The following is a 23893-nucleotide window of genomic DNA, read 5'->3' as shown; positions in this document are numbered from 1 at the left end:
AGAGGCAAGCCTGACGAGACGAAGCGACCACCTGTTCGGTGATCAGAGGGGCATACGTTAAACCTGGTGAGTTTCACTGAATTCTGTTGTCGTGAACGTGCCCGAAACATGAAGTCTTGCCCTGAATCTGATGTCAGGTAAGGTTCGGCGCGTTCGTATTTTCAGATGGAGGGGGAAATCTTGTCGATCTCGACGATCACCAAAACTGTTCTGTCCGTGGCGACCTCGGCTGCCGCGCTACTCGGCATATCGGTTGGAGCCGGTTCGGCCGCGCAAGCGGCAGCGCTGGTTCCCATGTATGGACCCCAGGGGCCGGTCAACAGCTACCTTATCGGCGAAACTCTGAACTGCTTCGTCGATTACAGCGTATGGGTCGCCCGCGATCCCCAGCAGCCGCACCGGGTGGTCGGATATATTCAGCCAATGGGAGTTCGGTCTACTATTCCAGGTCTGCCTGCGCCGCAGTATTGTTCGACGTCGTTGGCCGTAGCCTCGTCGACCGGTTCCGTGCCCTTTGCTCCAGTAATACTGCAATGGGCACTGCGGCTGGAAGCCGATCAGAACGGCGGCCGACCGATCGAAGTCGATCTGCCTTACGAACCCGATTCCGGGTGGGTACGGATGCAGGTTATGCCGGGCCATAGTTTGACCAGCGGCACCGCCACCTACACGGCTCCGCTCGATATGTCTCTCCAGCCGCTGACGGGGCTCTACCTCTAGGAGCGCGACGCCCGCGACCACATGGTCATGAAGTGCGTTTCGCGGTTTGTTCGGCGGGGGCTCGCCCGTATCCTGGCCAGAACTCGATCTTCGTAACACCGAGTAGCCCATCGAAACCGATCGAAGGGAACGACGTTGAGCGAACAGAATGAATGGTCTCCCGCCGAACAGGCCGCGCACGTGCGCTCGCTGCTGACCGAAGTGATCAAGGCGGCCCGCACCAATATCGGCACCGTTTCCGACCCGAAAGCGCAGGCGCTGCTCGAGACGACGGCGGAAGTGTGCGGCGGGCTTTGTCATGCCTATGACGATTATGCGAAACGGGAGCCTGCCTGGCGGTGAAATTACGTGCCACTGCAATTGATCTCGTCATTGTCTATCCGCGGTAACGTTGAGATAGGGGATTAGCGCATGGCTGTTTACGACGTGGGTGGCCGATCTGCGATCGTCAGCGGAGCAGGCTCGGGGATCGGGCGGGCGGTGGCAATCGAGCTGGCGGCCAACGGAGCCTCGGTACTGGTGTTCGATCTGAATGGGGACGCGGCAGAAAAGGTAGCCGACGAGATCGTGAGCGCCGGCGGAATCGGAGTCGCTTTCGACGGTGACGCCGCCGACCCCGAAACGGTGGAGCGAAGCGTTGCCGCAGCACAGAAGCTCGCGCCGCTGGGAATCGCGGTGAACAACGCCGGCATCACCGGAGAATCCAACCCGATCGGGGACTACTCGATCGCGAGCTGGCGCAAGGTGATGTCGGTAAACCTGGACTCGGTGTTCTACGCCTTGCGCGCTCAGTTGCCGGTCATGGTCGGCAACGGCGGCGGGTCGATCATCAACATGGCGTCGATTCTGGGAAGCGTCGGTTTTCCGGGGTCCTCGGCATATGTGGCGGCCAAACACGGCGTGGTCGGGTTGACGCAGAATGCGGCGCTCGAATATGCGACACAAGGGGTCCGAGTGAATGCAGTGGGTCCGGGATTCATTCACACCCCGCTGCTCTCCGACGATGCGGAGACGACGAAATTCCTGGCAGACAAACACCCGATCGGACGTTTGGGCACGCCCGAGGAGGTCGCGAACCTGGTCCTGTTCCTGGCGAGTGATGCGTCGGTGTTCATCACCGGGAGCTACCAGCTGGTGGATGGTGGCTACACGGCGCATTTGGCAATGGAGAAATACTGATACACGGATCCAACGGCGAACGATTCTGTGCTCCAGTCATAATCGTTCACTACATAGCGCACCACAACTACCTGTCCCTCTAGGCTTCATAAACGCGGTGCTGAATACGTTCTAATACGGAAGATTTATTCCGGCCTCCTCCATCATTGTCTCGTACGATGATTGTATTATTCCTAGTCGTTCAGCTAGGGTATCGAGAGCAAATCTTGTTTCCATCGTATCCCAGGCTTCTAGTAGCTCCCTAGCTTCGGACAGGATATCGTTGAGGATGCTCAGGGTATCGCCCTGAACTAGAATGCCAGGGAAATTCCGCCCAAACCATCTGATCAGGGAGTAATCCCTTCGGTCTCAATCATTTCTGCTGAAATTTTCATAATTCCCTCGATCCGAAAAATTGCAGCCGAACACAATCAAGAAGTGCTTGCTCGGCAGAGCATAAGCTGACCCTGGGCGAATTATGGTCGTTATGCGCTTTCTTGGCGTGCGACATGCTCTTAGGTTTCAATTAGTCCTATATCAGGGTTTCCTGGAGGGTTGATGTATACATGCTCAACCAGCAGGGGATCGTCATTATTGTAGGTCGGGCTGTACCACTCGTAAACGCTGTCTTGCAGTCCGGCCGGAAGGGCCGAGCGTGTGAACTGTGAAGGAGTAGACTTACCCTCGAAAACTCGAAATCTTGCTACCGCTGGGTCGTCAAGATTTCCGACCCAGAACCTAGGCTGCAACAGCCATTTGGATCCGTCATTTTCAATCACTTTTCCAAGATCCGGGGTCCATTCCCACCAGTTGTCTATGGAGATCATTCGAAGGTAGTTGCCAGATCGGTTCGAATGCGCACTCCGCATTTCCATAAAGATTGTAACAGCTGCGTGTATCAAAACTCGATTCCTCGTGGCAATATCATATTGATTCAAGAAATCGAGTTGACTTACAAACGACCAAAGTGGCGGCTCGTCAATTTGTTTAACAAAAGTCTCTCCTCTTGAAGTATTGAGACCTTCCGTTCTGGCGAGATTGTAAAAATCGTGCCGATGGGAGTCAAATATCTCATTAGTGCTCACACGTTCCATCCGTAGTCTCGAAGCCAGCCCAACACCTTGTTATAGATTCGACAAGTCATGGCCTTGTCGACCAACTCTACAGCGCACGCATTACAGTGCAAAAGGCTTGTATGCGAGAGCCTTATCGACGATCTGTTCGGGTGTGAGTGGCGGGTTTGAATCATCCCAGAATATGTAATCAATGATCCTGGGGTCAGATACTGACTCGCGAAGTGTATTTGCCCATTCGTCTTGTTCGACTTCGGTTCCACGTCCTTCGTAAAGGTTCGCTACTATCTCGATCAATTGCTCTCTGCTCAATGATGACATCACTTGCCTCATCTGTTGTAGTGAAAAGTCGGGTCGAGGATTTGTGCATGGAATAGCGGTGTGACGACAGCCAAGTTGTCTATATCATAAACGCCGCCTCCATTGTGGATTGGGTTGATATGGTGCAGATTGTACCTGCCGGCGTTGCCTACCGCCTGGCTGTCTGCGGCAAAGGGTGCGTTGCCGTTTGCCATCAATTCTCGGTTCTGCGTGCTGAACTGGGTAGCCAGTTCGGGATGGTTCGACACCTCGCGCCAGAATGCCTGACGAAACTGATTGAAATTGTCGAACGTTCGTCCACGAAGCGCGTCCGCAACTTGCCCTGGCACCAGTCCGGCATTGCCATGGCTACCACGAAGCCACTGCGCTCCATCTTGGACCCGTGAGAGGCCTTCTCCGCCATGTGCTGTGCCTGGTTGGTTCCGTGCATCGCACGCGGCGAGGCCAAGCGGGTCGACCCACGTAAGAGGGTTGTGCGGGTAGGCGTTGGGGTTTGGAGCTGGGGCCAGGCCCAAAGGATCTTGACTGAGAAACCTACCTGTCTCCGGGTCGTAGTATCGGTGGTGGTTGTAGTGGAGGCCGGTTTCGGGGTCGTGTTGTTGGCCCGGGAAGCGGAGGGCGGTCGTGGCCTCGCCGCGCCAGATGGTTTTGCCCCAGAGGTCGGTTTCCGCGGTGGATGTGGTTGTTGTGGTGGGGTTGATCAGGGCGGTGGGGGTGCCTGCGATGTCGGTGGCGATGACGTGGAAGGCGTGGTCGGTGGTGGTGCGGATGGACTGGGCGACTGGGGTGGGGCTGTCGGGGAGGTAGTCCCAGGATGTTGTTTCGGTGGGGGTGGTCTGTTCGATGAGGTCAGTTTTGTCCCAGGTGAATTCGTGGCGTTCGAGGACGGCTTGTTCGCGGCTGAGTAGTTGTTTGGTGGTGCGGCGGCCGAAGGCGTCGTAGGTGTAGCGCCACCATTGGCCGTCGGGGGTGTAGACGTCGGTGAGTTGGTCGAAGGCGTTGTAGCGGTAGTGGGTGATGGCGGGTTTGCGGGAGATTCGGGTGGTGTGTTTGCGGGTGAGGCGGCCGTCGGAGTCGTAGTGGTAGCGGGTGCGGCCGCGGCGGAGGAGGAGATTGCGATGGTATTCGCGGGATGGGTCGGCTGGGGGTTGCGGCGCGGCCGTGAGGTCGGCGGGGGCGTCGTTGGTGGGGGTGACGTCGGTGATGTTGCTGAGTGCGTCGTAGGTGAATCGTTGGGTTGCCGCGTTGGTGGTGAGCGCGGTGATTCGGCCGATGGGGTCGAGTTCGTAGGACCGGGTGCGGGTGCGGTGGCCAGTTGTTGTTGTTTGTGCCGTGATATATCCGTCTGCGCGCCAAGAGTATTCGTCGTGACGGAGCGGCTGGGTGGCTGTGAGTGTGCTGTTGGTGAGGTGTCCGACGGAGTCGAAGACGCGGGTGTGGGTCACAGCGCCGACTTGCCAGCCGTTGACCCGACCGAGCGCATCGTGGTCGAGGTCGATGTGGTGGGCATCGGCGATGATCGCGTTCACGCGATTGCCCGGCCCGTACCTCCACTGGGTGGTCTTCCCGGTGGGCGTGACTCGGGTGACCGCGCGCCCGTGGTAGTCATAGCCGAGCTGGGTCGGTGGACGGTCGTCGAGTTGCTCAGCGAGGAGTCGTCCGGCGGTGGATCGTCGGTATCGCAGTACGTGTCCGCCCCCGTTGGGGCTGCGTGTGGTCGCGGTGTTGAGGTGTCCGGCCGAGGTGTAGGCGTAGGTGAGTGCCTCGCCCGACTCCGCGCGGATCTCGGTCAACCGGCCGAGCCGGTCATAGGAATGGTGACGGGGCATACCGGATGCTGGGGTGACGGTGGCGACTTGACCCGTCGGTTCATACAGGTAGTTGATCTGGGCGTCGTTGTAATCGGTCTCGGCGCTGACGCGTCCGGCGGGGTCGTATTCGTAGGACCAGACCTGGTCGAGCGGATTGGTGACGGTGAGTAGTTGTTGCTCAGTGTCCCAGGTGTAGCTGGTGGTCGAGCCGTCCACCCTGGTGTGGGAGGCGAGCATGGCAAAGGGGCCGTAGCTGTAGCGCTGGACTTGGTCGGCGCGGTCGGTGTGGGTGAGTAGGTCGCCGTTGCTGCTGTAGGTCCAGGTTTGTTGGTGACCGTCAGGGTCCACGCGGGTGAGTGGGCGACCGTTCGGCGTCCAGGTGTAGCTCGTTGTGTCGCCGTTGGCGTCGGTGACAGCCGAGACCAGGCCGAGGTGGTCGCGTGTGATCGAGGTGATCTGGTCGGTGGCATCGACAACGCGAATGGGCTGACCGGCAGCATCGGTATCGAAAGTGGTTGTACTTCCGTCCGATTCGATGATCGTGGCGGGTGATCCGTTGGTGTGAAAGGTAAATCGCCGTGAGATGCCGTCAGGATCGGTGATCGAGGTGAGGTTGCCCGCGTCATCGTAGCCATATCGCAGGACAGCGCCGTCGGGATCGGTGATCGTGGCAGGCCGGTTGCGGGCGTGATAGGTGAGGTAGACCGAGGAGTCATCGGGGCGGTGGACGCGGATGATGTCGTCGTTGTCGTCGCGGTAGTAGTAGGTTGTGGCCAGGTCGGGGCCGATAATCCGGAACGGGTGTCGGGAGACGGGTTCGGCGTAGTCGGTACGGGTGAGTGCGCCGGAGCCATCGGTTTGTGCGACGAGGCGCTTGCCGGGATCGAACTCGTAATACCACTGCACACCAAGGGAATTGGTGACGTGAGTGCGGGTGTGGCGATTGGGCAGTGTCTCGTAGGAGAAGGTGGAATTGAGGATGGAGTCGGTGCCGACTTGCCGAACGATGCGACCCTGGTCGTCGTAGGTGTTGGTGAAATGGGTGCCGTCGGGGTCGCGCCAGGTGCGCATGCGGTGTACGCGATCGTAGGTGTAGTGGGTCTGGCCGCCGAAACTGTTGGTGGCGGTGGTCAGATCACCATCGGTGTAAGCGAATTCGCAGATCAGGGTAGATAACGGAACGCCGGTGGTGGCGCTGGTTCCGTCGACGCGGATCGAGGTAACCCGGTCGTGGGAGGTCGTGAACGAAACGTGGTATCCGCTCGAGGAACTCAGGTGCGTCGGGTGGCGATTGGTGTCGTAGTGGTATCGAATCCAGTTGCTGTGCCGGTCGACGATTCCTGCGATTGGAAAGTCGCCTTGGGCTTGGGTCTCGGGGTCCAATGCCGCGAAGTACCAGGTAATTTCGCGAACCGGGTCATGGATCTGATAGCCGTCAACGGTTGCGGTAAGCGGCCATGGGTGTTCGCCGAACGCGGGCAGAACCGGCGCGTTGGCCTCGGAATCGGGGTAGGCAAGCAGCATCCCGTCTTCGCCGACGAAGGTCAGTCCCTCGGGCGTGGCTATGACCCGCAGATCGAGAAAACTCGACCATGACGGCCCGAGCCAGCGTCCCGACCGATAATTGGAGCGGTGGCGTCGCCACAACTCGATCGGTAACACGCCAGGGAGTTCCAGGTCGACGATGGGGACGTAGTACTCGCCGGTGGACATGTCGACTGGTTCTCGACCACCGCATGTTCCGACCTTGTCCTGGGTGTTGGCGGGATCGCCGTTGCGAGCTGAGGTCGGGGCAGTCGAGTTGGTGTCGGAGGGGTCTCGGGGAGTCTTGGTGCTGTCAGGTGTCGAAGCAGATGAATCGGTGTCGGGTTTGGTGCTGGAAGGGTTGGTGTCGTCGTCCTTGCTGTCAGGCTTTTTGGTGCTGGACGGGGTGGTGTCGTCGCCGTTCTTGCCTGCCTTCGACGGGGTCTTCTTGAACGCCTTCGCGATATCACCGAACGCGGACTTCAGCTGCTTCAACAACGGTTTCAGCTTGTCCATCGTTTTGGACAGCTTGGAGAACAACTTCGAGATCGTGGAAACGGTTTTCGCGATGTAGGCGGTGGCTTGGATCGCGACCAGCGGGGTCGCGAGACCGACTGAGAACACCAACTCCGCCGCCCAGACCGCGAGACGACCCACGGTTTGAGCGACGAGGTCGCGCACGGTTTCGCGGACCGCGGCCACGATCCCACCCGCCATCCGGATCGCTGACGCCGCGGCAGTCGCGGCGGTGTTGGCCGCGGTGAGCAAGTTCGTGGTGTTCGACGCTGCGTTTTTGTAGGCGGTGGCGGTGAGGCCGGTCCAGTCCGTCACATCGGTGGAGACGGCTTTGTTCTGGGCGGTGGCGACTTCGCTGATGCGGGTGGCGACGTTGTCCCAGGTTTTGGCGTAAGCCTCGATCTGGGCGGGATCACCGGCGATCCAGTCCAAAGCGTCTTGCAATGGTTGGCAGTGTTCGATGAGCCAGCCGACGCCGTAGCCGGCGAGGGTGCCGAGGGGGTCGACAACGAGGGAGACGGCTTCGGCGGCCAAACCGACGACTCCGAGACCTACTTCGATCCAGGAACCACCGGAGATCGCGTCGGAGAGGTCGGTGACGGAGCTGACCAGGCTGATGCCGGTGGACCAGTCGGTGGTGTCTTCCTTGGCCGCGATCAGGGGGTTGGTCACGACAGATCGGATTGTTGGGTCTCGAGCGCGGCGGCGCGGGATTTGAATTTGTCCGGAGAGGTGGTGAGTTCTCCGCCTGCGCTGGTCATGGTGACCCCCCTCTTGCTTGAATCCACCCCGGGTCAGCGGGCACTCCCTGCCCTCGACCTGCGGTGTCGAACGTGATCGAACAGGGCCGACGCTGATAGATCAGACCTGCGGCACGCAGTGCCAATGGCCGAGCGTAGCGGATCAGGACGGGTTGGGGTTTGTGGTGAAATCGATGGAACCGTTGGGTATTTCGGTGCGTCTAAGGGTGCCATCGAGAAACGTTGTCGTGGCATACGGAAACCGGTACAGATCGGTGTGGGCTGTACCGGAATTCCTTCGGGCGGGTGGCTGTTGGGGGTGTTCTGTTGGTTACCAGGCTGATTGGCGGGTGGTGGCCTTGGCTTGGTCGATCAGGTGTTGGAGGTGGGTGTTGAGGCGGTCGGGGGTGGTGGGGGTGGCTTCTATTCGTTCGGCTTCTTGGATCAGGTAGCGGCCGTCGTTGGTGTAGTCGACCAGTTGGACGGTGGTGCCGCCTTCTTGCCAGCCGTCTAGGGCTGGGCCGGTGGCTACGCGGAATTCGGCGTAGGCGGTGAAGGGGCGTTGGAGGAATTTGAGGGCTTGTTCGGCGGGGGTGCGGTGGCGGGCGTAGGGGTCGGGGGTGGTGGTGAAGTCGTCGCGGTGGACGTTGAAGCCGTTGGTGGTGCCCGCGGGGGTTTTGGGGAGGATGGCGATCAGGCGGGTGGTGATGGCGTGGGCGGGGCGAAGGGAGATCACGATGTCGCCGCCCTGGCCGTATTCGGGGCCGGGGAGTTGGGCGGCGACTACGCCGTTGCTTGCTTCGGTGGCGGCGCACGCGCGGACCATGCGGGTGCGGCCGTCGAAGCGGTGGCCGAAGAGTTCGACGCGGATGTCGGGGTGCGCGAGGGCGTGTAAGGCGTGGTAGAGGGATTCGTCGTTGCCGATTTTCACGATCAGCGAATCGGCGGCGCGACGGCATTCCTGGTCGAATTCGACCTGGGTCTCGACACCTGTGGTGAAGGTGAGGGGCCACGGCATGCGGTCGCGGCCGAGCGTTTCCCAGGCGACCCAGAATTCGAACGGGGTCAGCTCCCAGGTGTCGGTCATGCGTCGCCGCCGATCACCGGCGGGACGTGCAGGCGGTCGGGGCCGAGCAGTTCTTCGTGGACGCCACGCAGGTAGTCGGGGGCCTGGTGCTCGTTCTCGTCGTCCTTGCCGCCGCCGCGGCCGGGCGCGCCCATTCCGCCCATGCCGGACATGCCCGCGCGGCCCGACGATGCGCCTGCCGCTCCGCCTGCTCCCGCGCCTGCGGGCTGCTTCTGACCTGCGGTGCCGGGGACTGCTGCGCCCGGGACGCCCGCACCTGCGCCGGCACCAGCTCCTGCTCCTGCTCCTGCTCCGCCACCTCCGCCGCCTGTGCCGAGGCCGCTCGGAGTGGTGCCGGCAGGGGTGGTCGAGGCTGGGGTCGTGCCGGCCGGGGTGGTTGCCGCGGGGGTTTCTGGGGTGGAGGAGGGGGTGGTGGTGTCGTCGCCGGTGTCGTCACCCGTGGTGTCGTCGTCGGTGGTGGTGCCCGGGTCTTCGGTGGTGGGGGTTTCGGGGGTGGTTGTGGCGGGGTTGGTGCCGGGGGTGCCGGGGGTGCCGCCGTTGCTGCCTCCGGGTTGGGTGGTTGTGCCCTGCGGCTTGTTGCCGGGCGTGTCGCCGTTCGGCTTGTTGGACTGAGGATTCGCCGGGGTGGGGACCTTCGGAACTTGGGTGTCGGACTGGACGGCAACCGGCTTGTAAACGGTGTTCATGACTTCGCGAGCGGCGGTCTGGGCGGCCTCGGCGCGGCCTGCGCTAGCGCTGTCCATGACAAAGCTTGTTGCGGTACCGAGCCCGGGGACGATCGCGCCAGCGAGGACGTTGACGACTTTTCCCGCTACGGTGCTGTTCTGGTTGTCGGACTCGTGGGGGACCGAGTACTTTACCTGCTGCAAGCCGGAACGCGCCTCGGCCATCTTGTTGCCGATCAACCGCGCTGCCTGCTCGACCTTGTTGATTTCGGCGAGGTAGCTGTTGGTGCTGGACAGGGCCGAACTCGCGGCGCTACCCGCCCACCCTCGCTGCATTTCATTGCGGATGTTGTCACGGAAGGCCGTTGCCTTGTCTCTCGTGTTGTCCGCGAGGGCATTCCAGCCATCAATGCTCGTGCTCATCTGAGTGATGTCGATCGACTCGACGAACTGCATGATGCGGGAGTGGTCCATGCTTTCGAAGGATTCCATCGCCGTCGGAAAGACCTGAGCGGCATATTCGCCGGAGAAGCCGGAGGCTAGCGCCTGGTTGTCTCCATAGATTTTCTGACGCTCCTTGTTGCCGTCCGATTGTGCATCCAACTCGGATTGCGTCGGCTCGATATCCGTATCGATCAGCGAGCCAACGCGATTGGTGATCGTGCTGGCGAAAGTGCTCGTGTTGGATATTCCGGCAAGGAAGTCCCCGAACGACATGTTGTCCCCCTGAAATTAGTCGAGCTTGTTTGTCTGCTGTTTGATGGTCGCCTGCGTGGCTTCGTCGCAGTTCTTGTATGCGGCACCGGCTTTGCGGTACATGTCGGCCATTGCGGTGAGGATCTCGATGTGCTTGGTTACAGCATCGGCGTACGAGCCGGTACCGGGTCCACCTTCCGCCAGGTCGGCGAACTTCTTACCGAGGGTGGTAGCGGAATTGAGATCGCCGAATGAATCCACAAGGACCATGCTCTGGGTGCGCAAGGCCAGGCCTCGAAGGTCGGTAATATATGCGTCACACCATTTTGCACAGCGCTCGGCGGCGTCGAATTCAATGATCAATTGACCTGCCGCAGCCTGGCCGGCCAAGCCTTGAAATGTCGTGGCAAGCTCGTTCGGTGCCATCCGTAACTCCTCGGTATTCTTTCGGGTTTACTTGGGCAGGATTTCCAAGAAATTTGGCGCGGCGGTGTTCGCCAGCTCGCAAGGATCAATCGATGACGTGTCGTCGATGAATTTTGTTGCCGTAATTGATACTCGACCTTTGCTCGTGTCGAATGCTATTGCGCACTGATTTACAGGAGTTCTTGTGCCGAGAAGGTATTGCACAGCAGGTCGGTCGCCAACGGTTATGTCTTTGAAGTCGTGGAGGTAGTCGTTCGCTCTAACTTCTTGCATTGTGTGAGTTGTCGACATAAGGCTGATGAAGTGGCCTCCTCCCCTCCATGCGCAACCTTTCCACTCAGCTCTCGGGACCGAGAACGGGTTGTCGTCCTTCGACGCCGGGTCCAGACCCGCAGCCTGCAACACACTGTCCGGCACCGTGCACGGGTCGAACAACTGCTCCTTGGTCAGCGGAGCCCCACTGGCCTCGGGCTGCCCGTCGACCGCTTCAGAGCATCCGGCGAGCGCCATGACAGCGCACACCCCGGCAGCCAAGCCAACCAGTCGCATCTTCTCTCCTCTTTCGCGCACAACAACCGCTCGACTTCTTAGACGCGCGGTGGGGTGGTTCGGTTCCATCGAAACGAAAATCAGGCGGGGACGCCTGCTCCGTAGCCGAGGTCGCGCAGGGCTGCCTTGATCTTGGTTTGGGCTTCGTCGAGGGATTCGGGGGTGGGGTCGGTGGTGGCACCGGAGATGTCGAAGTCGCCCATCGAGTAGGCGGGGAAGACGTGGGTGTGCAGGTGGGGGACCTCGAGGCCCGCGATGAGGAGGCCTGCGCGGGGGGCGTCGAAAGCGACTCGGACAGCCTGGCCGATCTTCTGGGCGAGGCCCATCAGCCGGGCCATCACGGCGGGATCCACGTCTTGCCACTGGTCGATCTCCGCGCGCGGGACGACGAGGGTGTGGCCCTGGGTGACGGGGGCGATGGTGAGGAAGGCGACGAACTCGTCGTCCTCCCAGACGAAACGGCCGGGGATCTGACCTGCGATGATCGCGCTGAAGACGGATGCCATACGCGCGAGCCTAATCAGATCGAGACGAAATGGGACAGGATGCCCTGGACCTCGTAGATGTCGACCTGGCGGTTGAAACGTTGTTTGACCGGGTCGTTGCCGCTGCCGATCCAGATGTAGAGCTCGGCGTCGAGGTCGAAGGTGCCCGCGGTTTCGACGGCGAAGTGGCTGATCGAGCGGTAGGGGATGCTGTGGTAGCTGACCTTGCGGCCGGTGACGCCCTGTTTGTCGACCATGATCAGGCGGCGGTTGGTGAACAGCATGGCGTCGCGGACCAGGATGAACGCGGCGTACACCTGCTCGCCCTGACCGAAGAGTTTGGCGTATTCCTGCTGGGCGGCGGCCGGGTCTATGCGACCGGCGTTGCCCATCATCCCGTCGAGCAGGCCCATGGTGTGCTCCCCGTTTCGGTGGCGGCCGCTGTACCGCACCTGGTTCCATTGTGGCGCAATCGAACCCGAGTTGCGAGGGTTGAGCCGGGTGGACCCGCACGGATCACCGATCGGTCGGGCGCGGCCACTGTCGGCACGACGAGGATCTCGGATGGGTGATTCAGAGGGTCGGTTTCGGTGGGTAGGTCGGGCACGGAGGTAGCACTCCCCGCGTGGATCGGTACCGGATAGCGAAACCGTGTATCGGAATGGGGCGTGCGCATTGCGCGCGCAATGCGCGACTAATCTAAGGCCGTGCGCGTACTCGTCATCGGTTCCGGAGCCCGTGAACATGCCCTCGTCCTGGCGCTGCGCCGGGATCCGTCCGTGACGGCGGTGATCGCTGCCCCGGGAAATCCCGGCATCGGCCAGCACGCCGAGTTACGCCCGGTCGACCCCTGCTCCGCCGAGGACGTCGCCGCGCTGGCCGCGGAGGTGGCCGCTGACCTGGTGGTGATCGGTCCCGAGGTGCCGCTGGTGCTCGGGGTCGCCGACGTTGTGCGCGCGGCCGGGTTCCCGGTGTTCGGCCCGTCGGCCGACGCGGCGCGGATCGAAGGGTCCAAGGCGTTCGCCAAAGATGTGATGGCGGCGGCGGGTGTGCGGACCGCACACAGCGAGATCGTCGACAGTCCGGCCGAGCTGGACGCGGCGCTGGACCGCTTCGGCCCGACCTGGGTGGTCAAGGACGACGGGCTCGCCGCGGGCAAGGGCGTGGTCGTGACCGCCGACCGGCACGCGGCCCGCGACCACGCCGCCGAACTGCTCGAACAGGGCCACCCGGTGCTGCTGGAATCGTTCCTCGACGGCCCGGAGGTGTCGCTGTTCTGCCTGGTCGACGGCGAGACCGTGATCCCGCTGCTGCCCGCGCAGGACCACAAGCGCGTCGGCAACGGTGATGCGGGCCCCAACACCGGTGGCATGGGCGCCTACACGCCGCTGCCGTGGCTGCCGGACGAGACGTTGAACGAGATCGTCGAAGACGTGGTGAAGCCGGTTGCCGCTGAGCTGGTCGCGCGTGGCAGCTCGTTCTCGGGTCTGCTGTACGCGGGTCTGGCGATCGGCACCAACGGCCCCGCTGTCGTCGAATTCAATTGCCGTTTCGGCGACCCCGAGACCCAGGCGGTGCTGGCGCTGCTCGACAGCCCCTTCGCCGAACTCCTGCACGCCACCGCGACCGGGCGGCTGGCCGAGGTCGACGCGCCGCGCTGGAAGGACGGCTCCGCGATCACCGTGGTGCTGGCCGCCGAGAACTACCCGGCCCGCCCGCGCACCGGCGACGTGATCACCGGTGCCGACGACAGTGCGCTCGAGGGCGAAACCCTTGTGCTGCATGCGGGTACGGGGCAGCGCGAGGACAAGGCGCTGGTGTCGGCGGGTGGTCGCGTGCTGAATGTGGTCGGTGTGGGTGCGGATCTCGCGCAGGCGCGGGAGCGGGCTTATGCGCGGCTCGTGGGGATCAAGCTCCCCGGCGGCCATTTCCGGACCGATATCGGCGCGACTGAAGTTGTTGTGCCGGAACGCAATAGCGTCGCGGGATAATTCGTGCGATCGGTGATCAGCGGTGCGAAACCGCTGATCACCCAGGCGTACCGCCGACGACCGTCAACGGTAACGTCGCATCCGCTGACGACCGCGGCCGCGCCGACATTTTTCAGACGGTGAGGTCGATGACTTCGGCGCCGGGTGCATTCGTCTGAATCGAGGCGATGCCCTTCTTGGCGCCTTCCTTGCTTTCGTAACCCTGACTCTCGAGGACGATTTCACCGTTACCGGCCTTGAGGTGGAAGTGGAACTTGTCGGCCTTGTCCTTGAATACTTCGAACTTGCCTGCCATGGTTGCCTCGCTTTGATTAGGAGGGAAACGCTCGACAGGCTCCACAATAACTGTGACGTAATGTCTGCGGTCTCGGCGTGATGTCAATCGAGACGCAATCCGTGCACTGCCAACCAGGCCTGCGGATCCACATGTTGGCCGTTTTGCACGATTTCGAAATGTAGGTGCGGGCCGGTCGAATCGCCGCGGTTGCCGATGCGCGCGATCTGCATTCCGGCGGGGACGCGCTCGCCCTGGGAGACGAAGAAGTCGTACATGTGGCCGTAGATGCTGATGGTGCCGTCGTCGTGGCGGATGCGGACCCACAGGCCGAAGCCCTGTGCCGGTCCGGCTTCCACCACGGTGCCGTCGGCCACGGCGTAGATGGGGCTGCCGATGGGGCCCGCGATGTCGATGCCGCGGTGCAGGGTGCCCCAGCGGGAGCCGAAACCGGAGGTGAACGCGCCCTTCGCGGGCAGGCTGAACCCGCCGACGGACGGGGTCGAACCGGGCACCATCGCGCCGGGGACCACCGGCGCGCGCTGGCCCATCCAGTCCTGCCATTCACCCGACGCCGCGGCCGCCGCCTCGGCCTTCGCGCGTTCGAGGGTGGCGCGGGCCGCCGCGGCGACCACGTGCCCCTCGCGACGCTTCTCACCTGCGTCGATGGCATTGAGCATGCGGGTGCTCGATTGGGGGTTGGGGAGCAGTTGCGGGGGATAGGCGATGGCCACGTGCAGCGCTTCGCCCGGTGCGAGCGGGGGCCCGTCGACAGTTGCGCCGAACTGTCCGTCGGCCGCCACGAACACCGCGACCGCCAGCATTCCGGCGATGAGCACGCGCCGCTCGACCAGCACCTGGCGCACCCGCTCGCGACTGGGCCTGCGTGCCCACATTCCCTCGACCTGCGCCTTGGGCCGCCGCCAGAAGACCTTGCGCACCTCACCGCTGCGCAGCTCGCCGGCGATCTCGCCGACCAGCGGATACCGCGTGGCCCACTCGGCCATCCGATCGCGTGCCGCGACCTTCGTCGGCAGCTGCTCACGCCAATTCGCCTGCAGGATCCGGCCATTGACACTGACAGCCCGGCCCTTACGCTCGGCGCCGGTGCTCGATCGTGTCGCGTCTGTTCCTTCGGCACCGTCGGCTGCTGCCGATTCCGTGTAACTGTCGGACGCGCGAATGTCGGCGCCCACATCCGTCCCTGTCCGCTTCATCTCGCCCCCGCGCCCCGGCCCCGACGTGACCTGAGGGGTCGCGACGGTGGCTGCGTATTCGCTGTCGGAGCCATTGTGCCGACCATATCGGTGAACGCCCGCAATCGGGTGCTCTACCGTCTCTCGGGTGTCCAGAGAATCGCGCCGGTCGGCCATTGCCCCTTTCTACGTCATGGATGTATGGAAAGCGGCCGCGGAACGCGCCAGGTCGCACGGCGATGTGCTAGTGCTCGCCGCGGGGCAGCCGTCGACGCAGGCGCCCGCGCCGGTGCTGCGGGCGACCAGGGCGGCCATCGATCACGAATTGCTGGGCTATACCGAGACATTCGGCATTCTGCCGCTGCGCGAGGCGATCGCGGGCCATCACAGCGAGACCTACGGCTACGACGTGCACCCGGACGAGGTGGTGGTGACGACCGGGTCGTCGGGTGCGTTCACGCTGATCTTCCTCGCCGCCTTCGACGCGGGGGACACCGTGGTGGTGGCGCGCCCCGGCTATCCCGCCTACCGCAACACCCTGTCCGCCCTCGGCTGCGAGGTCGTCGAACTGGACTGCGGCCCACAGACCAGATTCCAGCCGACCGTGGCGATGCTGGAGGCCCTGCCCGAGCCGCCGAAGGGTCTGGTGGTGGCCAGCCCGGCCAACCCGACCGGCACCATGATCGACCCCACCGAACTCGCCGCGCTGGCCCGCTGGTGCGACAAGCACGGCACGCTGCTGATCTCCGACGAGATCTACCACGGCATCACCTACACGGGCGCGAGCACGCCGACCTCCTCGGCGTGGGAGTTCTCCCGCGAGTCGGTGGTGATCGGTTCGGTGTCGAAATACTTCTCGATGACGGGCTGGCGGCTCGGCTGGATGCTGGCCCCGGCCGACCTGCGCCCGGCGCTGCAGCGGCTGGCATCGAATATGACGGTGTGCCCGCCCGCCATCTCCCAGTACGCGGCCGTGCACGCTTTCGGACCGGAAGCCAAGGATGAACTGGACGGGCACGTGCGCCGGTACGCGCGCAACCGGTCGCTGCTACTGGAGGGTTTGCCCGCGCTCGGAATCACCGATCTCGCGCCCGCCGACGGCGCCTTCTACGCCTACGCCGATATTGGTCATTTGACCGACAATTCTCGCGCCTGGTGCGCCGAGGTTCTGGCCGAAACCGGCGTCGCGTTGGCGCCCGGACTCGATTTCGACACCGTCAATGGAAACCACACGGTCCGTTTCTCCTTCGCAGGCGCTACAGACGACATCGCCGCAGCTCTGGAGCGTCTGGGACGGTTCATGAAGGGGTGATCCGGTGTCGTGTCAACAGTGATGTGCGACAACAACTTTGCGTAGTACGAACACATCTGTGCTGGGATACGGTAAAACTCAGTTATCCCGAATTCCCAGTGTTTCCCCGATGACGATTGCGCACGGTTGAACTGATGATGACTGGCACTGTTGCACGGTGACCACCGCAACGACTCCGAAAGGCGAACGACGTCGTCAGGCTCTGGTGGCGGCGGCGGCCGAACTTTTGCTCGAGGGCGGCTTCGACGCCGTACGCCATCGCTCGGTGGCCTCGCGAGCCGATCTCCCACTCGCGTCGACCACCTACTACTTCGAATCATTGGAGGACCTGATCGCCCGCGCCGTCGAGTTCAGCGGCGCGATCGAGCTCGACGCGATGCGCCGCCGGGTCGGTGAGGTCAGCCATCGCAGGCGCGGCACCGAGGCGACGGTCGAACTCGTGCTCGACGTGCTCGTCGGCCCCGACGACGGCGACCTCGACGCCCGCGGCCAGCTCATCGCCCGCTACGAGCGCTCGGTGGCGTCGGCTAGGCATCCCGAGTTACGTGAGGTCCAGCTCCGACTACGCACGCAGCTCGAGGAACTGCTCGCCGACGTGCTGCGCCGCTGCGACCGCGTGGTGCGCCCCGAGCAGTTACGCAGGCTGGTGGCCGTAGTGGACGGCGCGGTGGTCGCCGCGCTGATCGAAGGTCACCCCGAACCGCGCCGCCCCGCCCGCGCCGGTTTGCTCGAAATGATCGATATCGTCGCCCCGCCCGTGGTCCCGAACATGATGCCCTCCCAGGCCGAACGGGTGCGGCAATTAGACTGAGGTCTCGTGAGCCTCGTCCCGAATGTCCTCGCCACCCGATACGCCAGCCCGGAGCTCGTCGCGCTCTGGTCGCCCGAGAACAAGATCGTGCTCGAGCGCAGGCTGTGGCTGGAGGTGCTGCGCGCGCAGGCCGAACTCGGAATCGATGTCCCCGCAGGGGTTGTCGACGATTACGAACGCGTCATCGACCAGGTGGACCTGGCTTCGATCGCCGAACGTGAGCGGGTCACCCGCCACGACGTGAAGGCGCGGATCGAGGAATTCAACGCCCTCGCCGGGCACGAACACGTGCACAAGGGCATGACCAGCCGCGACCTCACCGAGAACGTCGAGCAGCTGCAGATCCGACTGTCCCTCGAACACGTCTACAAGCACGGCATCGCCATCGCGGCGCGGCTGGCCGAGCGGGCCGCCGAGTACCAGACGCTGGTGATGGCCGGGCGCTCGCACAATGTCGCCGCGCAGGCCACCACGCTGGGCAAGCGCTTCGCCTCCGCCGCCGACGAGATGCTGGTCGCGCTCACCCGTGTGCAAGAACTGATCCAGCGCTATCCGCTGCGCGGGATCAAGGGCCCGATGGGCACCGCCCAGGACATGCTCGACCTGCTCGACGGTGACGCGAACAAACTCGCCGCCCTCGAGCAGCAGGTGGCCACGCACCTGGGCTTCGCGAATGTGTTCACCAGCGTGGGTCAGGTGTACCCGCGTTCGCTGGATCACGATGTGCTGTCCGCGCTGGTGCAGCTGGGCGCTGGCCCGTCGTCGTTCGCGCACACGATTCGGCTGATGGCCGGGCACGAGCTGGTCACCGAGGGTTTCCAGCCGGGCCAGGTCGGGTCGTCGGCGATGCCGCACAAGATGAACACGCGCTCCTGTGAGCGGGTGAACGGCCTGCAGGTGATCCTGCGCGGCTACGGCTCGATGGCCGCCGAGCTGGCGGGCGCGCAGTGGAACGAGGGCGACGTGTTCTGTTCGGTGGTGCGCCGCGTCGCGCTGCCCGACGCGTTCTTCGCCATCGACGGGCAGATGGAGACCTTCCTGACCGTGCTCGCCGAGTTCGGCGCCTACCCGGCGGTGGTCTCGCGTGAGCTCGACCGGTACCTGCCGTTCCTGGCGACCACCCGCATCCTGATGGCGGCGGTGCGCGCCGGTGTCGGCCGGGAGACCGCGCACGAGGTCATCAAGGAGCACGCGGTGGCGGTGGCGCTGGCCATGCGTGAGCAGGGGCGCGAACCCGATCTGCTGGATCGTCTCGCTGCCGACGAGCGGATGCCCCTGGATCGTGCGGGGCTGGATGCGGCGCTGGCCGACAAGGCCGCGTTCATCGGTGCGGCTTCGGATCAGGTGTCTGAGGTAGTTGCGCAGGTGCAGAAGCTGGTCGAGGCGAATCCGGAGGCTGCGCGGTATTCGCCGTCGCCGATTCTGTAGTTCAGCTCGGGTGAACCGGCGTAATCACGCACTTCGCGTCGTTCTGATCGGTTTTCTGACTAGAACTCGTCGAATTGCGCGATTTCGCCGGGGTTACCGTACGTGGGTGAATCCGTACACGATTTTCGCCGACATCATCGCCGGGGCCGCTCCCTCCTCGAAGGTTTACGAGGACGACGACGTCTTGGCCTTCATGGACATTCGTCCTGTGACGCCCGGGCACGTGCTCGTGGTGCCCAAAGTTCCCGCGCCGAGCCTCGCCGATCTCGATCCCGCCTTGGGCGGCAAGCTCTTTCAGGTCGGCCAGCAGATCGCGGCCGCGCTGCGCAGCAGTGAAGTAGCGGCCGACGGGGTGAACTTCTTTCTCGCCGACGGGGTTACGGCCGGGCAGGAAGTGTTCCATGTGCACCTGCACGTGATCCCGCGCACGCCCGGCGACGGCTTCGGCCTGCGCGCCCGGCCCACCTCGCCCGCGCGTGCTGACCTCGATTATCTGGCCGGTTCGATCCGGGGCGCGCTCACCCGCTGATATTTCCGGGCGAAGCGGGCATTGCAAACCGGCAAGTTTGCTGAAGAAACGCCCGAAACGCCGAATGCTTCCAGTTCGTTCACCTGTGGGTTACCTTGGACTGTCATTGGCATGCGGTTATGGAGGGTAGATCGTGCGTCGTACAGGTGTTGCTGCTTCAGTGCTGGCTATTGCTCTCGCGTTGATAGGACCGGCGGTGGTGCACACGGCGACGGCGTCGGCCGCCGCGATCATCGGGGTGCACGAGATGACTCCCCACCGGACCGCGATCACGGTCACCTCGCCCGCGATGGGCCGAAATATCGATCTACAGGTGCTGCACCCCGCGGGCGGTGGCTCGCGCGGTACGTACTACCTGCTCGACGGGCTCGACCCCGGCATCGGCCAGAGCACCTGGACCAACGCCACCGACGCCGAAGCCTTCTTCCGGGGCAAGAACGTCAACGTGGTGCTGCCGATGGGCGGCCAGGCCAGCTACTACACCGACTGGATCGCCGACGATCCGCGCTTCGGCCGGTACAAGTGGGAAACGTTCCTCACCCAGGAACTGCCCGGCCTGATCGACGGCCACTTCAACGGCAACGGCGTGAACGGCATCGGCGGACTGTCGATGGGCGGCAACGCGGCCTATATCCTGGCCGCCCGCCACCCCGGTCTGTACCGCGCGGTCGCCGGTTACAGCGCGTGCCCGGACATCGCGATGGCGGCGGGGGCGATGATGTTCTCCATCGCCAACCGCGGCGGCAACCCGGGCAACATGTGGGGCGCGCCCGGCAGCCCCGAATGGGCCTCGCACGATCCGGCCCTGATGATCGAAGGGCTGCGCGGTAAGGCGCTGTACATGTCGACCGGCACCGGTATCCCCGGGCCGCACGAGGCCGAACTCAAGCCGACACTCGCCGAGAACATCTTCCTCGGCGGGCCGATCGAACTCGGTGTGAACACCTGCATGGTGGCCTTCGACCAGCGCCTGCGTGCGGCGGGTATCGGGGCCAGGATCGATTACCACCCGGTGGGCACGCACTCCTGGTCGTACTGGCAGGACGCGCTGCATCACTCCTGGCCGGTCATCGGGCCTGCACTCGGCGCCTGAGCATCTGACACCCGACCCGGTTCTCCAGCAGGGGGCCGGGTCGGGTGTGTTCAGGGGTCGGCTGGGTCCCTGCCGGGCCGTCAACTGTGAACGTGATCGCCTCGGTTGGCTGCCCCCCCAGCGGGAATCGGCGGGGGTCGGCCCCGCCGTGGGAGATCGCCGCTACCGCGTTGACCGGCGGCGCAGGACGACGCTCGCGATTACTCCGAGCACGGACAGGCCGGTGAGGATCAGGACGTAACCGGCTGGGAGGCCGAGGATTTCGACGTATTCCTTGGTGACTATGCGATCTCTTACCGGGACGTCCTTGCTGGCGGGTGCCAGGAGGAAGTCGGTGGTGATGGACGCGGGGTCGGCGATACGGATCGAGAGTTCGGTGAGGTAGTTGTTGCCTGCGGACAGGGCTTTCAGGTCTGGATCGGTGGGTTCGGTTATCGGGGAAGCGAATTCGGTGGTGGTGGTCTGGGAATTCGTGTCGGGGTCGATGCGGGCGATGCGGTGGTCGCTGAAGATGTAGAGGCGCACGGACTGGGGTGTGGTCGCGGCGGCTGACATGCGCATCGGGTAGACGAGTCGGTCGGAGTCGAAGGTGAGGCGGACCGGGTCGAGGGCGCCGGAGAGGGGCTTTGCGCTGGTGAGGCGCATGGCTACGAAGGACCAGCCTTCGCGGAGGTAGGGGTCGAGGGTGGCGCTGACCTCGGGGCGGAGTTGATAGCCGTTGGCGTCCAACCACTCTCGGACGCCGGTGAGGTCGCCGCCACGCAGGGTGGTCGCCTCCAGCGGGCCCAGTTGGACCTGGCTCAGCACGTCGGGGCCGGAACCCGGTGCGGCGGCGGACGAATCGCCGCCGAGGGGACCGCTGCCGAACCAGTCGTACTCGGTGACCCGTTCGGGTGCGGTCATGCGCGCCAACTCGGTGAACGAGGCCGCTGTCCCGGCCGAGACGGTCGCGGGTGTCGGGGTCGGGACGATCAGCGCCGCATCGGCGCCCTCGAAGCGCATCCCCAGCCGCATGAGGATGGTTTCGCGCCTGCCGTCCCAGCCGAGGACGGCCGTCTCGCTGTCCACCCGCGCCGAACTGTCCCCGCTGACGATGCCGCCGCACGCACACGCGTTCGCCGACATCACCGCCCCTGATCCCGCGGCCAGCGCCACTCCGACAGTCACGACCAACGATCGCAGTGCGTACCGCATCCCCATGCGGTCAGGTTACGCAGGAGCGGGCGTCGGCAGATGCGCAGAAATACTCAGTCCCGGCCGCCACGGGAGCCGAGTTGGCGGGCCCGGTGGGAGGGGTACGGCTACGGTGGACGGATGGCTGGCGAGAATGAGACCGTGTCGGCGCCGATCGCGAAGCGGGCGCCCTTCGAGCGGGTCCACCACGGTGACACGTTCGTCGACGACTACGAGTGGCTGCGGGACAAGGAAGATCCCGAGGTCATCGCGTATCTGGAGGCGGAAAACGCGTTCACCGCGGCGCAGACCGACCAGCTGCAGCCCCTGCGCGACAAGATCTATGACGAGATCAAAGCGCGTACTCAGGAGACCGATCTCTCGGTGCCGACGCGACTGGGTGAGTACTGGTATTACTCGCGCAGCTTCGAGGGCAAACAGTACGGCGTGCAGTGTCGCTGTCCTATCGACACGAAAGCCGAGGGCATTGATGCCTGGACGCCGCCGAAGCTCGAGGTCGGGGTAGAGATCGAGGGTGAGGAGGTGCTGCTGGACCTGAATGCCCTCGCCGAGGGGCACGATTTCTTTGCGCTCGGTGCGTTCTCGTTGAGCCACGACGGCAATTTGCTCGCGTACTCGTTCGACAGCACCGGCGACGAGCGCTACATGCTGCGGATCAAGGATCTGCGCACCGGTGAAATGCTGCCCGACGAGGTGGACAACGTCTGGCCGGGGGCGACCTGGTCGCTGGACGGCACGCACATCTTCTACCAGACCGTGGACGAGTCCTGGCGTCCTGACACCGTGTGGCGCCACCGCGTCGGCACCGCGTCCGACACTGACGTGACGGTGTTCCACGAGCCCGACGAGCGCTATTGGGTGAGCGTTGACGCGACTCGCTCCGAGAAATACTTGATGATCTGGCTCGGCTCCAAGATCACCACCGAAGGCTGGATCCTGGAATCGGACAATCCCGAGGGCGAGTTCCGGGTACTGCTTCCTCGCCGAGAGGGGGTGGAGTACTCGGCCGAGCATGCGGTGGTCGCGGGTGAGGACAAGTTCCTGATCATGCACAACGATGTGGTCGACGGCGTGAAGGCCGAGAACTTCGTGCTCGAAATCGCCCCCGCCAGCGACCCGTCGGATATGACGATGCTGATCGGGCATCGCGATGACGTTCGTTTGGCTGACATCGACTCCTTTGCCAATCATCTGGTGCTCGGCTACCGGCGTGGAGCCCTGCCCCGGCTGTCCGTGTGGCCGCTGACACCCGAGGGTCTCGGTGAGCTGACCGAACTCGACTTCGGGCTCGAATTGTTCTCCGCCGGTGCGGGTTCCAACCCGGAGTGGGAACAGCCCACACTGCGGGTAGGGGTGACCTCGTTCATCACGCCGCTGCAGGTATTCGACTATGTCCCTGCCAGTGGTGACCTGATCCTCCGCAAGGAGCAGGTCGTGCTCGGTGGCTACGACGCGAACGACTATGAGCAGCACCGGGATTGGGCCATCGCCGCCGACGGCACCCGGATCCCGATCTCGATCATCAAGCGCACCGGACTGCCCGAAGGCCCGAAACCGTTGCTGCTCTACGGATACGGCTCCTACGAGGCCAGTATTGATCCGTCGTTCTCGGTGTCACGACTATCGCTGCTCGACCGTGGTGCGGTGTTCGCGGTGGCGCATGTGCGCGGCGGCGGCGAGATGGGCAGGCTCTGGTACGAGCACGGCAAGACGCTGCTGAAGAAGAACACCTTCACCGACTTCGTCTCCTGCGCACAGCATCTCATCGACACCGGTGTGACCGCACCTGACTGTTTGATCGCCGACGGCGGTAGTGCGGGCGGGCTGCTGATGGGCGCCGTCGCCAACCTGGCGCCGGAGCTGTTCACCGGCATCCTCGCCAACGTCCCCTTCGTCGACCCGCTCACCTCCATCCTCGACCCGTCGCTGCCGCTGACGGTGATCGAATGGGACGAGTGGGGAAATCCCTTGGCCGACAAGGATGTCTATGAGTACATGAAGTCGTACTCGCCGTATGAGAACGTCGAAGCCAAGGACTACCCGGCCATCCTGGCGATCACCAGCCTCAACGACACCCGCGTGCTCTACGTGGAGCCTGCCAAGTGGGTCGCCAAGCTGCGCGCCACCAAGACCGGCGACAACGAGGTGCTGCTCAAAACGGAGATGACCGCAGGTCACGGCGGCGTGAGCGGGCGCTACGAGAAGTGGAAGGAAGTCGCCTTCGAGTACGCCTGGGTGCTGGACCGGGTGGGTCTCGCCGACGCGTGATCAGAGACGCAGACCAACTGGTCGGC

Annotated in this window: 22 protein-coding genes; 10 read left to right on the top strand and 12 right to left on the bottom strand. The window is 63.8% G+C overall.

The annotated features are described in order from the left end of the window. Nucleotides 1–180: 180 nt before the first annotated feature. The 3 genes from ACFW6D_RS17355 to ACFW6D_RS17345 all read left to right on the top strand — a co-directional run bounded on the left by ACFW6D_RS17355 (nucleotide 181) and on the right by ACFW6D_RS17345 (nucleotide 1899). Nucleotides 181–720, top strand: coding sequence for a hypothetical protein (locus ACFW6D_RS17355; protein WP_379329232.1), 540 nt, complete (start codon nucleotides 181–183; stop codon nucleotides 718–720). A gap of 135 nt (nucleotides 721–855) precedes the next feature. Next, a complete protein-coding gene (locus tag ACFW6D_RS17350; protein WP_379329230.1) occupies nucleotides 856–1062 on the top strand; it encodes a hypothetical protein in 207 nt (68 codons plus the stop codon). A 69-nt stretch (nucleotides 1063–1131) separates the two neighbouring features. After that, nucleotides 1132–1899, top strand: a complete 768-nt coding sequence (locus tag ACFW6D_RS17345; RefSeq protein WP_379329228.1) for an SDR family NAD(P)-dependent oxidoreductase — start codon at nucleotides 1132–1134, stop codon at nucleotides 1897–1899. 111 nt (nucleotides 1900–2010) lie between these two features. Here ACFW6D_RS17345 and ACFW6D_RS17340 read toward each other — a convergent pair whose 3' ends face one another. The 9 genes from ACFW6D_RS17340 to ACFW6D_RS17300 form a co-directional block, all read right to left on the bottom strand. Then, entirely contained in the window at nucleotides 2011–2226 is a 216-nt protein-coding gene (locus ACFW6D_RS17340; protein WP_379329291.1) for a DUF6959 family protein, read from the bottom strand. Between the two features lie 167 nt (nucleotides 2227–2393). Next, complete coding sequence (locus tag ACFW6D_RS17335) at nucleotides 2394–2963, bottom strand: hypothetical protein (protein WP_379329226.1); 570 nt, start codon at nucleotides 2961–2963, stop codon at nucleotides 2394–2396. A gap of 317 nt (nucleotides 2964–3280) precedes the next feature. Further along, a complete protein-coding gene (locus ACFW6D_RS17330; RefSeq protein WP_379329224.1) occupies nucleotides 3281–7795 on the bottom strand; it encodes an RHS repeat-associated core domain-containing protein in 4515 nt (1504 codons plus the stop codon). 399 nt (nucleotides 7796–8194) lie between these two features. Next, a complete protein-coding gene (locus ACFW6D_RS17325; protein WP_379329222.1) occupies nucleotides 8195–8950 on the bottom strand; it encodes an ESX secretion-associated protein EspG in 756 nt (251 codons plus the stop codon). Continuing rightward, nucleotides 8947–10332, bottom strand: coding sequence for a hypothetical protein (locus tag ACFW6D_RS17320; RefSeq protein ID WP_379329220.1), 1386 nt, complete (start codon nucleotides 10330–10332; stop codon nucleotides 8947–8949). The genes ACFW6D_RS17325 and ACFW6D_RS17320 overlap by 4 nt, the downstream gene beginning before the upstream one ends. A gap of 15 nt (nucleotides 10333–10347) precedes the next feature. Then, complete coding sequence (locus ACFW6D_RS17315; protein WP_379329218.1) at nucleotides 10348–10737, bottom strand: hypothetical protein; 390 nt, start codon at nucleotides 10735–10737, stop codon at nucleotides 10348–10350. Between the two features lie 27 nt (nucleotides 10738–10764). After that, nucleotides 10765–11286 carry a DUF3558 domain-containing protein gene (locus tag ACFW6D_RS17310; RefSeq protein WP_379329217.1) on the bottom strand — a complete coding sequence of 174 codons (522 nt, stop codon included), beginning with the start codon at nucleotides 11284–11286 and terminating at the stop codon, nucleotides 10765–10767. A gap of 80 nt (nucleotides 11287–11366) precedes the next feature. Further along, on the bottom strand, nucleotides 11367–11792 hold the full coding sequence (locus tag ACFW6D_RS17305; protein ID WP_379329215.1) for an HIT family protein: 426 nt from the start codon (nucleotides 11790–11792) through the stop codon (nucleotides 11367–11369). Nucleotides 11793–11806: 14 nt separating this feature from the next. Continuing rightward, nucleotides 11807–12184 carry a PH domain-containing protein gene (locus tag ACFW6D_RS17300; protein ID WP_379239228.1) on the bottom strand — a complete coding sequence of 126 codons (378 nt, stop codon included), beginning with the start codon at nucleotides 12182–12184 and terminating at the stop codon, nucleotides 11807–11809. Between the two features lie 294 nt (nucleotides 12185–12478). Between ACFW6D_RS17300 and purD the strand changes: the two genes are divergently transcribed. Continuing rightward, entirely contained in the window at nucleotides 12479–13762 is a 1284-nt protein-coding gene (gene purD / locus ACFW6D_RS17295) for a phosphoribosylamine--glycine ligase (RefSeq protein ID WP_379329213.1), read from the top strand. Between the two features lie 112 nt (nucleotides 13763–13874). Here the strand turns inward: purD and ACFW6D_RS17290 are convergent, their stop codons facing one another. After that, nucleotides 13875–14057 carry a YegP family protein gene (locus ACFW6D_RS17290; protein WP_379329211.1) on the bottom strand — a complete coding sequence of 61 codons (183 nt, stop codon included), beginning with the start codon at nucleotides 14055–14057 and terminating at the stop codon, nucleotides 13875–13877. A gap of 83 nt (nucleotides 14058–14140) precedes the next feature. Then, nucleotides 14141–15253: a M23 family metallopeptidase gene (locus tag ACFW6D_RS17285; protein ID WP_379329209.1), complete on the bottom strand. Its 1113-nt coding sequence runs from the start codon at nucleotides 15251–15253 to the stop codon at nucleotides 14141–14143. Nucleotides 15254–15380: 127 nt separating this feature from the next. Here ACFW6D_RS17285 and ACFW6D_RS17280 point away from each other — a divergent pair, with 127 nt between their 5' ends. The 5 genes from ACFW6D_RS17280 (at nucleotide 15381) to ACFW6D_RS17260 (ending at nucleotide 20405) form a co-directional block, all read left to right on the top strand. After that, nucleotides 15381–16544, top strand: coding sequence for a pyridoxal phosphate-dependent aminotransferase (locus ACFW6D_RS17280; RefSeq protein ID WP_379329207.1), 1164 nt, complete (start codon nucleotides 15381–15383; stop codon nucleotides 16542–16544). Nucleotides 16545–16701: 157 nt separating this feature from the next. Then, nucleotides 16702–17355 carry a TetR/AcrR family transcriptional regulator gene (locus tag ACFW6D_RS17275; protein ID WP_379239223.1) on the top strand — a complete coding sequence of 218 codons (654 nt, stop codon included), beginning with the start codon at nucleotides 16702–16704 and terminating at the stop codon, nucleotides 17353–17355. A 6-nt stretch (nucleotides 17356–17361) separates the two neighbouring features. Continuing rightward, complete coding sequence (purB, locus tag ACFW6D_RS17270) at nucleotides 17362–18783, top strand: adenylosuccinate lyase (RefSeq protein ID WP_379329205.1); 1422 nt, start codon at nucleotides 17362–17364, stop codon at nucleotides 18781–18783. Between the two features lie 106 nt (nucleotides 18784–18889). Continuing rightward, entirely contained in the window at nucleotides 18890–19312 is a 423-nt protein-coding gene (locus ACFW6D_RS17265) for an HIT family protein (protein WP_379239221.1), read from the top strand. 160 nt (nucleotides 19313–19472) lie between these two features. After that, nucleotides 19473–20405, top strand: coding sequence for an alpha/beta hydrolase (locus ACFW6D_RS17260; protein ID WP_379329289.1), 933 nt, complete (start codon nucleotides 19473–19475; stop codon nucleotides 20403–20405). Nucleotides 20406–20567: 162 nt separating this feature from the next. Here the strand turns inward: ACFW6D_RS17260 and ACFW6D_RS17255 are convergent, their stop codons facing one another. Next, nucleotides 20568–21605 (bottom strand): DUF2330 domain-containing protein, encoded by a 1038-nt coding sequence (locus tag ACFW6D_RS17255; RefSeq protein ID WP_379329204.1) that lies wholly within the window; start codon nucleotides 21603–21605, stop codon nucleotides 20568–20570. 114 nt (nucleotides 21606–21719) lie between these two features. Here ACFW6D_RS17255 and ACFW6D_RS17250 point away from each other — a divergent pair, with 114 nt between their 5' ends. Further along, nucleotides 21720–23867 (top strand): S9 family peptidase, encoded by a 2148-nt coding sequence (locus ACFW6D_RS17250; protein WP_379329202.1) that lies wholly within the window; start codon nucleotides 21720–21722, stop codon nucleotides 23865–23867. Nucleotides 23868–23893: the final 26 nt, after the last annotated feature.

The organism is Nocardia sp. NPDC058705, from assembly GCF_042749305.1.
Taxonomy (GTDB): domain Bacteria; phylum Actinomycetota; class Actinomycetes; order Mycobacteriales; family Mycobacteriaceae; genus Nocardia.
The sequence above is the reverse complement of the archived record's forward strand: the minus strand, read 5'-3'. Positions and strand labels throughout refer to the sequence as shown.

What these genes read in the sequence shown, in the direction of transcription:
- ACFW6D_RS17290 (WP_379329211.1), bottom strand. Translation starts at nt 14,057, where the DNA reads ATGGCAGGCAAGTTCGAAGTATTCAAGGACAAGGCCGACAAGTTCCAC.
- ACFW6D_RS17315 (WP_379329218.1), bottom strand. Translation starts at nt 10,737, where the DNA reads ATGGCACCGAACGAGCTTGCCACGACATTTCAAGGCTTGGCCGGCCAG.
- ACFW6D_RS17285 (WP_379329209.1), bottom strand. Translation starts at nt 15,253, where the DNA reads ATGAAGCGGACAGGGACGGATGTGGGCGCCGACATTCGCGCGTCCGAC.
- ACFW6D_RS17310 (WP_379329217.1), bottom strand. Translation starts at nt 11,286, where the DNA reads ATGCGACTGGTTGGCTTGGCTGCCGGGGTGTGCGCTGTCATGGCGCTC.
- ACFW6D_RS17320 (WP_379329220.1), bottom strand. Translation starts at nt 10,332, where the DNA reads ATGTCGTTCGGGGACTTCCTTGCCGGAATATCCAACACGAGCACTTTC.
- ACFW6D_RS17300 (WP_379239228.1), bottom strand. Translation starts at nt 12,184, where the DNA reads ATGGGCCTGCTCGACGGGATGATGGGCAACGCCGGTCGCATAGACCCG.
- ACFW6D_RS17325 (WP_379329222.1), bottom strand. Translation starts at nt 8,950, where the DNA reads ATGACCGACACCTGGGAGCTGACCCCGTTCGAATTCTGGGTCGCCTGG.
- ACFW6D_RS17345 (WP_379329228.1), top strand. Translation starts at nt 1,132, where the DNA reads ATGGCTGTTTACGACGTGGGTGGCCGATCTGCGATCGTCAGCGGAGCA.
- ACFW6D_RS17255 (WP_379329204.1), bottom strand. Translation starts at nt 21,605, where the DNA reads ATGGGGATGCGGTACGCACTGCGATCGTTGGTCGTGACTGTCGGAGTG.
- ACFW6D_RS17250 (WP_379329202.1), top strand. Translation starts at nt 21,720, where the DNA reads ATGGCTGGCGAGAATGAGACCGTGTCGGCGCCGATCGCGAAGCGGGCG.
- ACFW6D_RS17305 (WP_379329215.1), bottom strand. Translation starts at nt 11,792, where the DNA reads ATGGCATCCGTCTTCAGCGCGATCATCGCAGGTCAGATCCCCGGCCGT.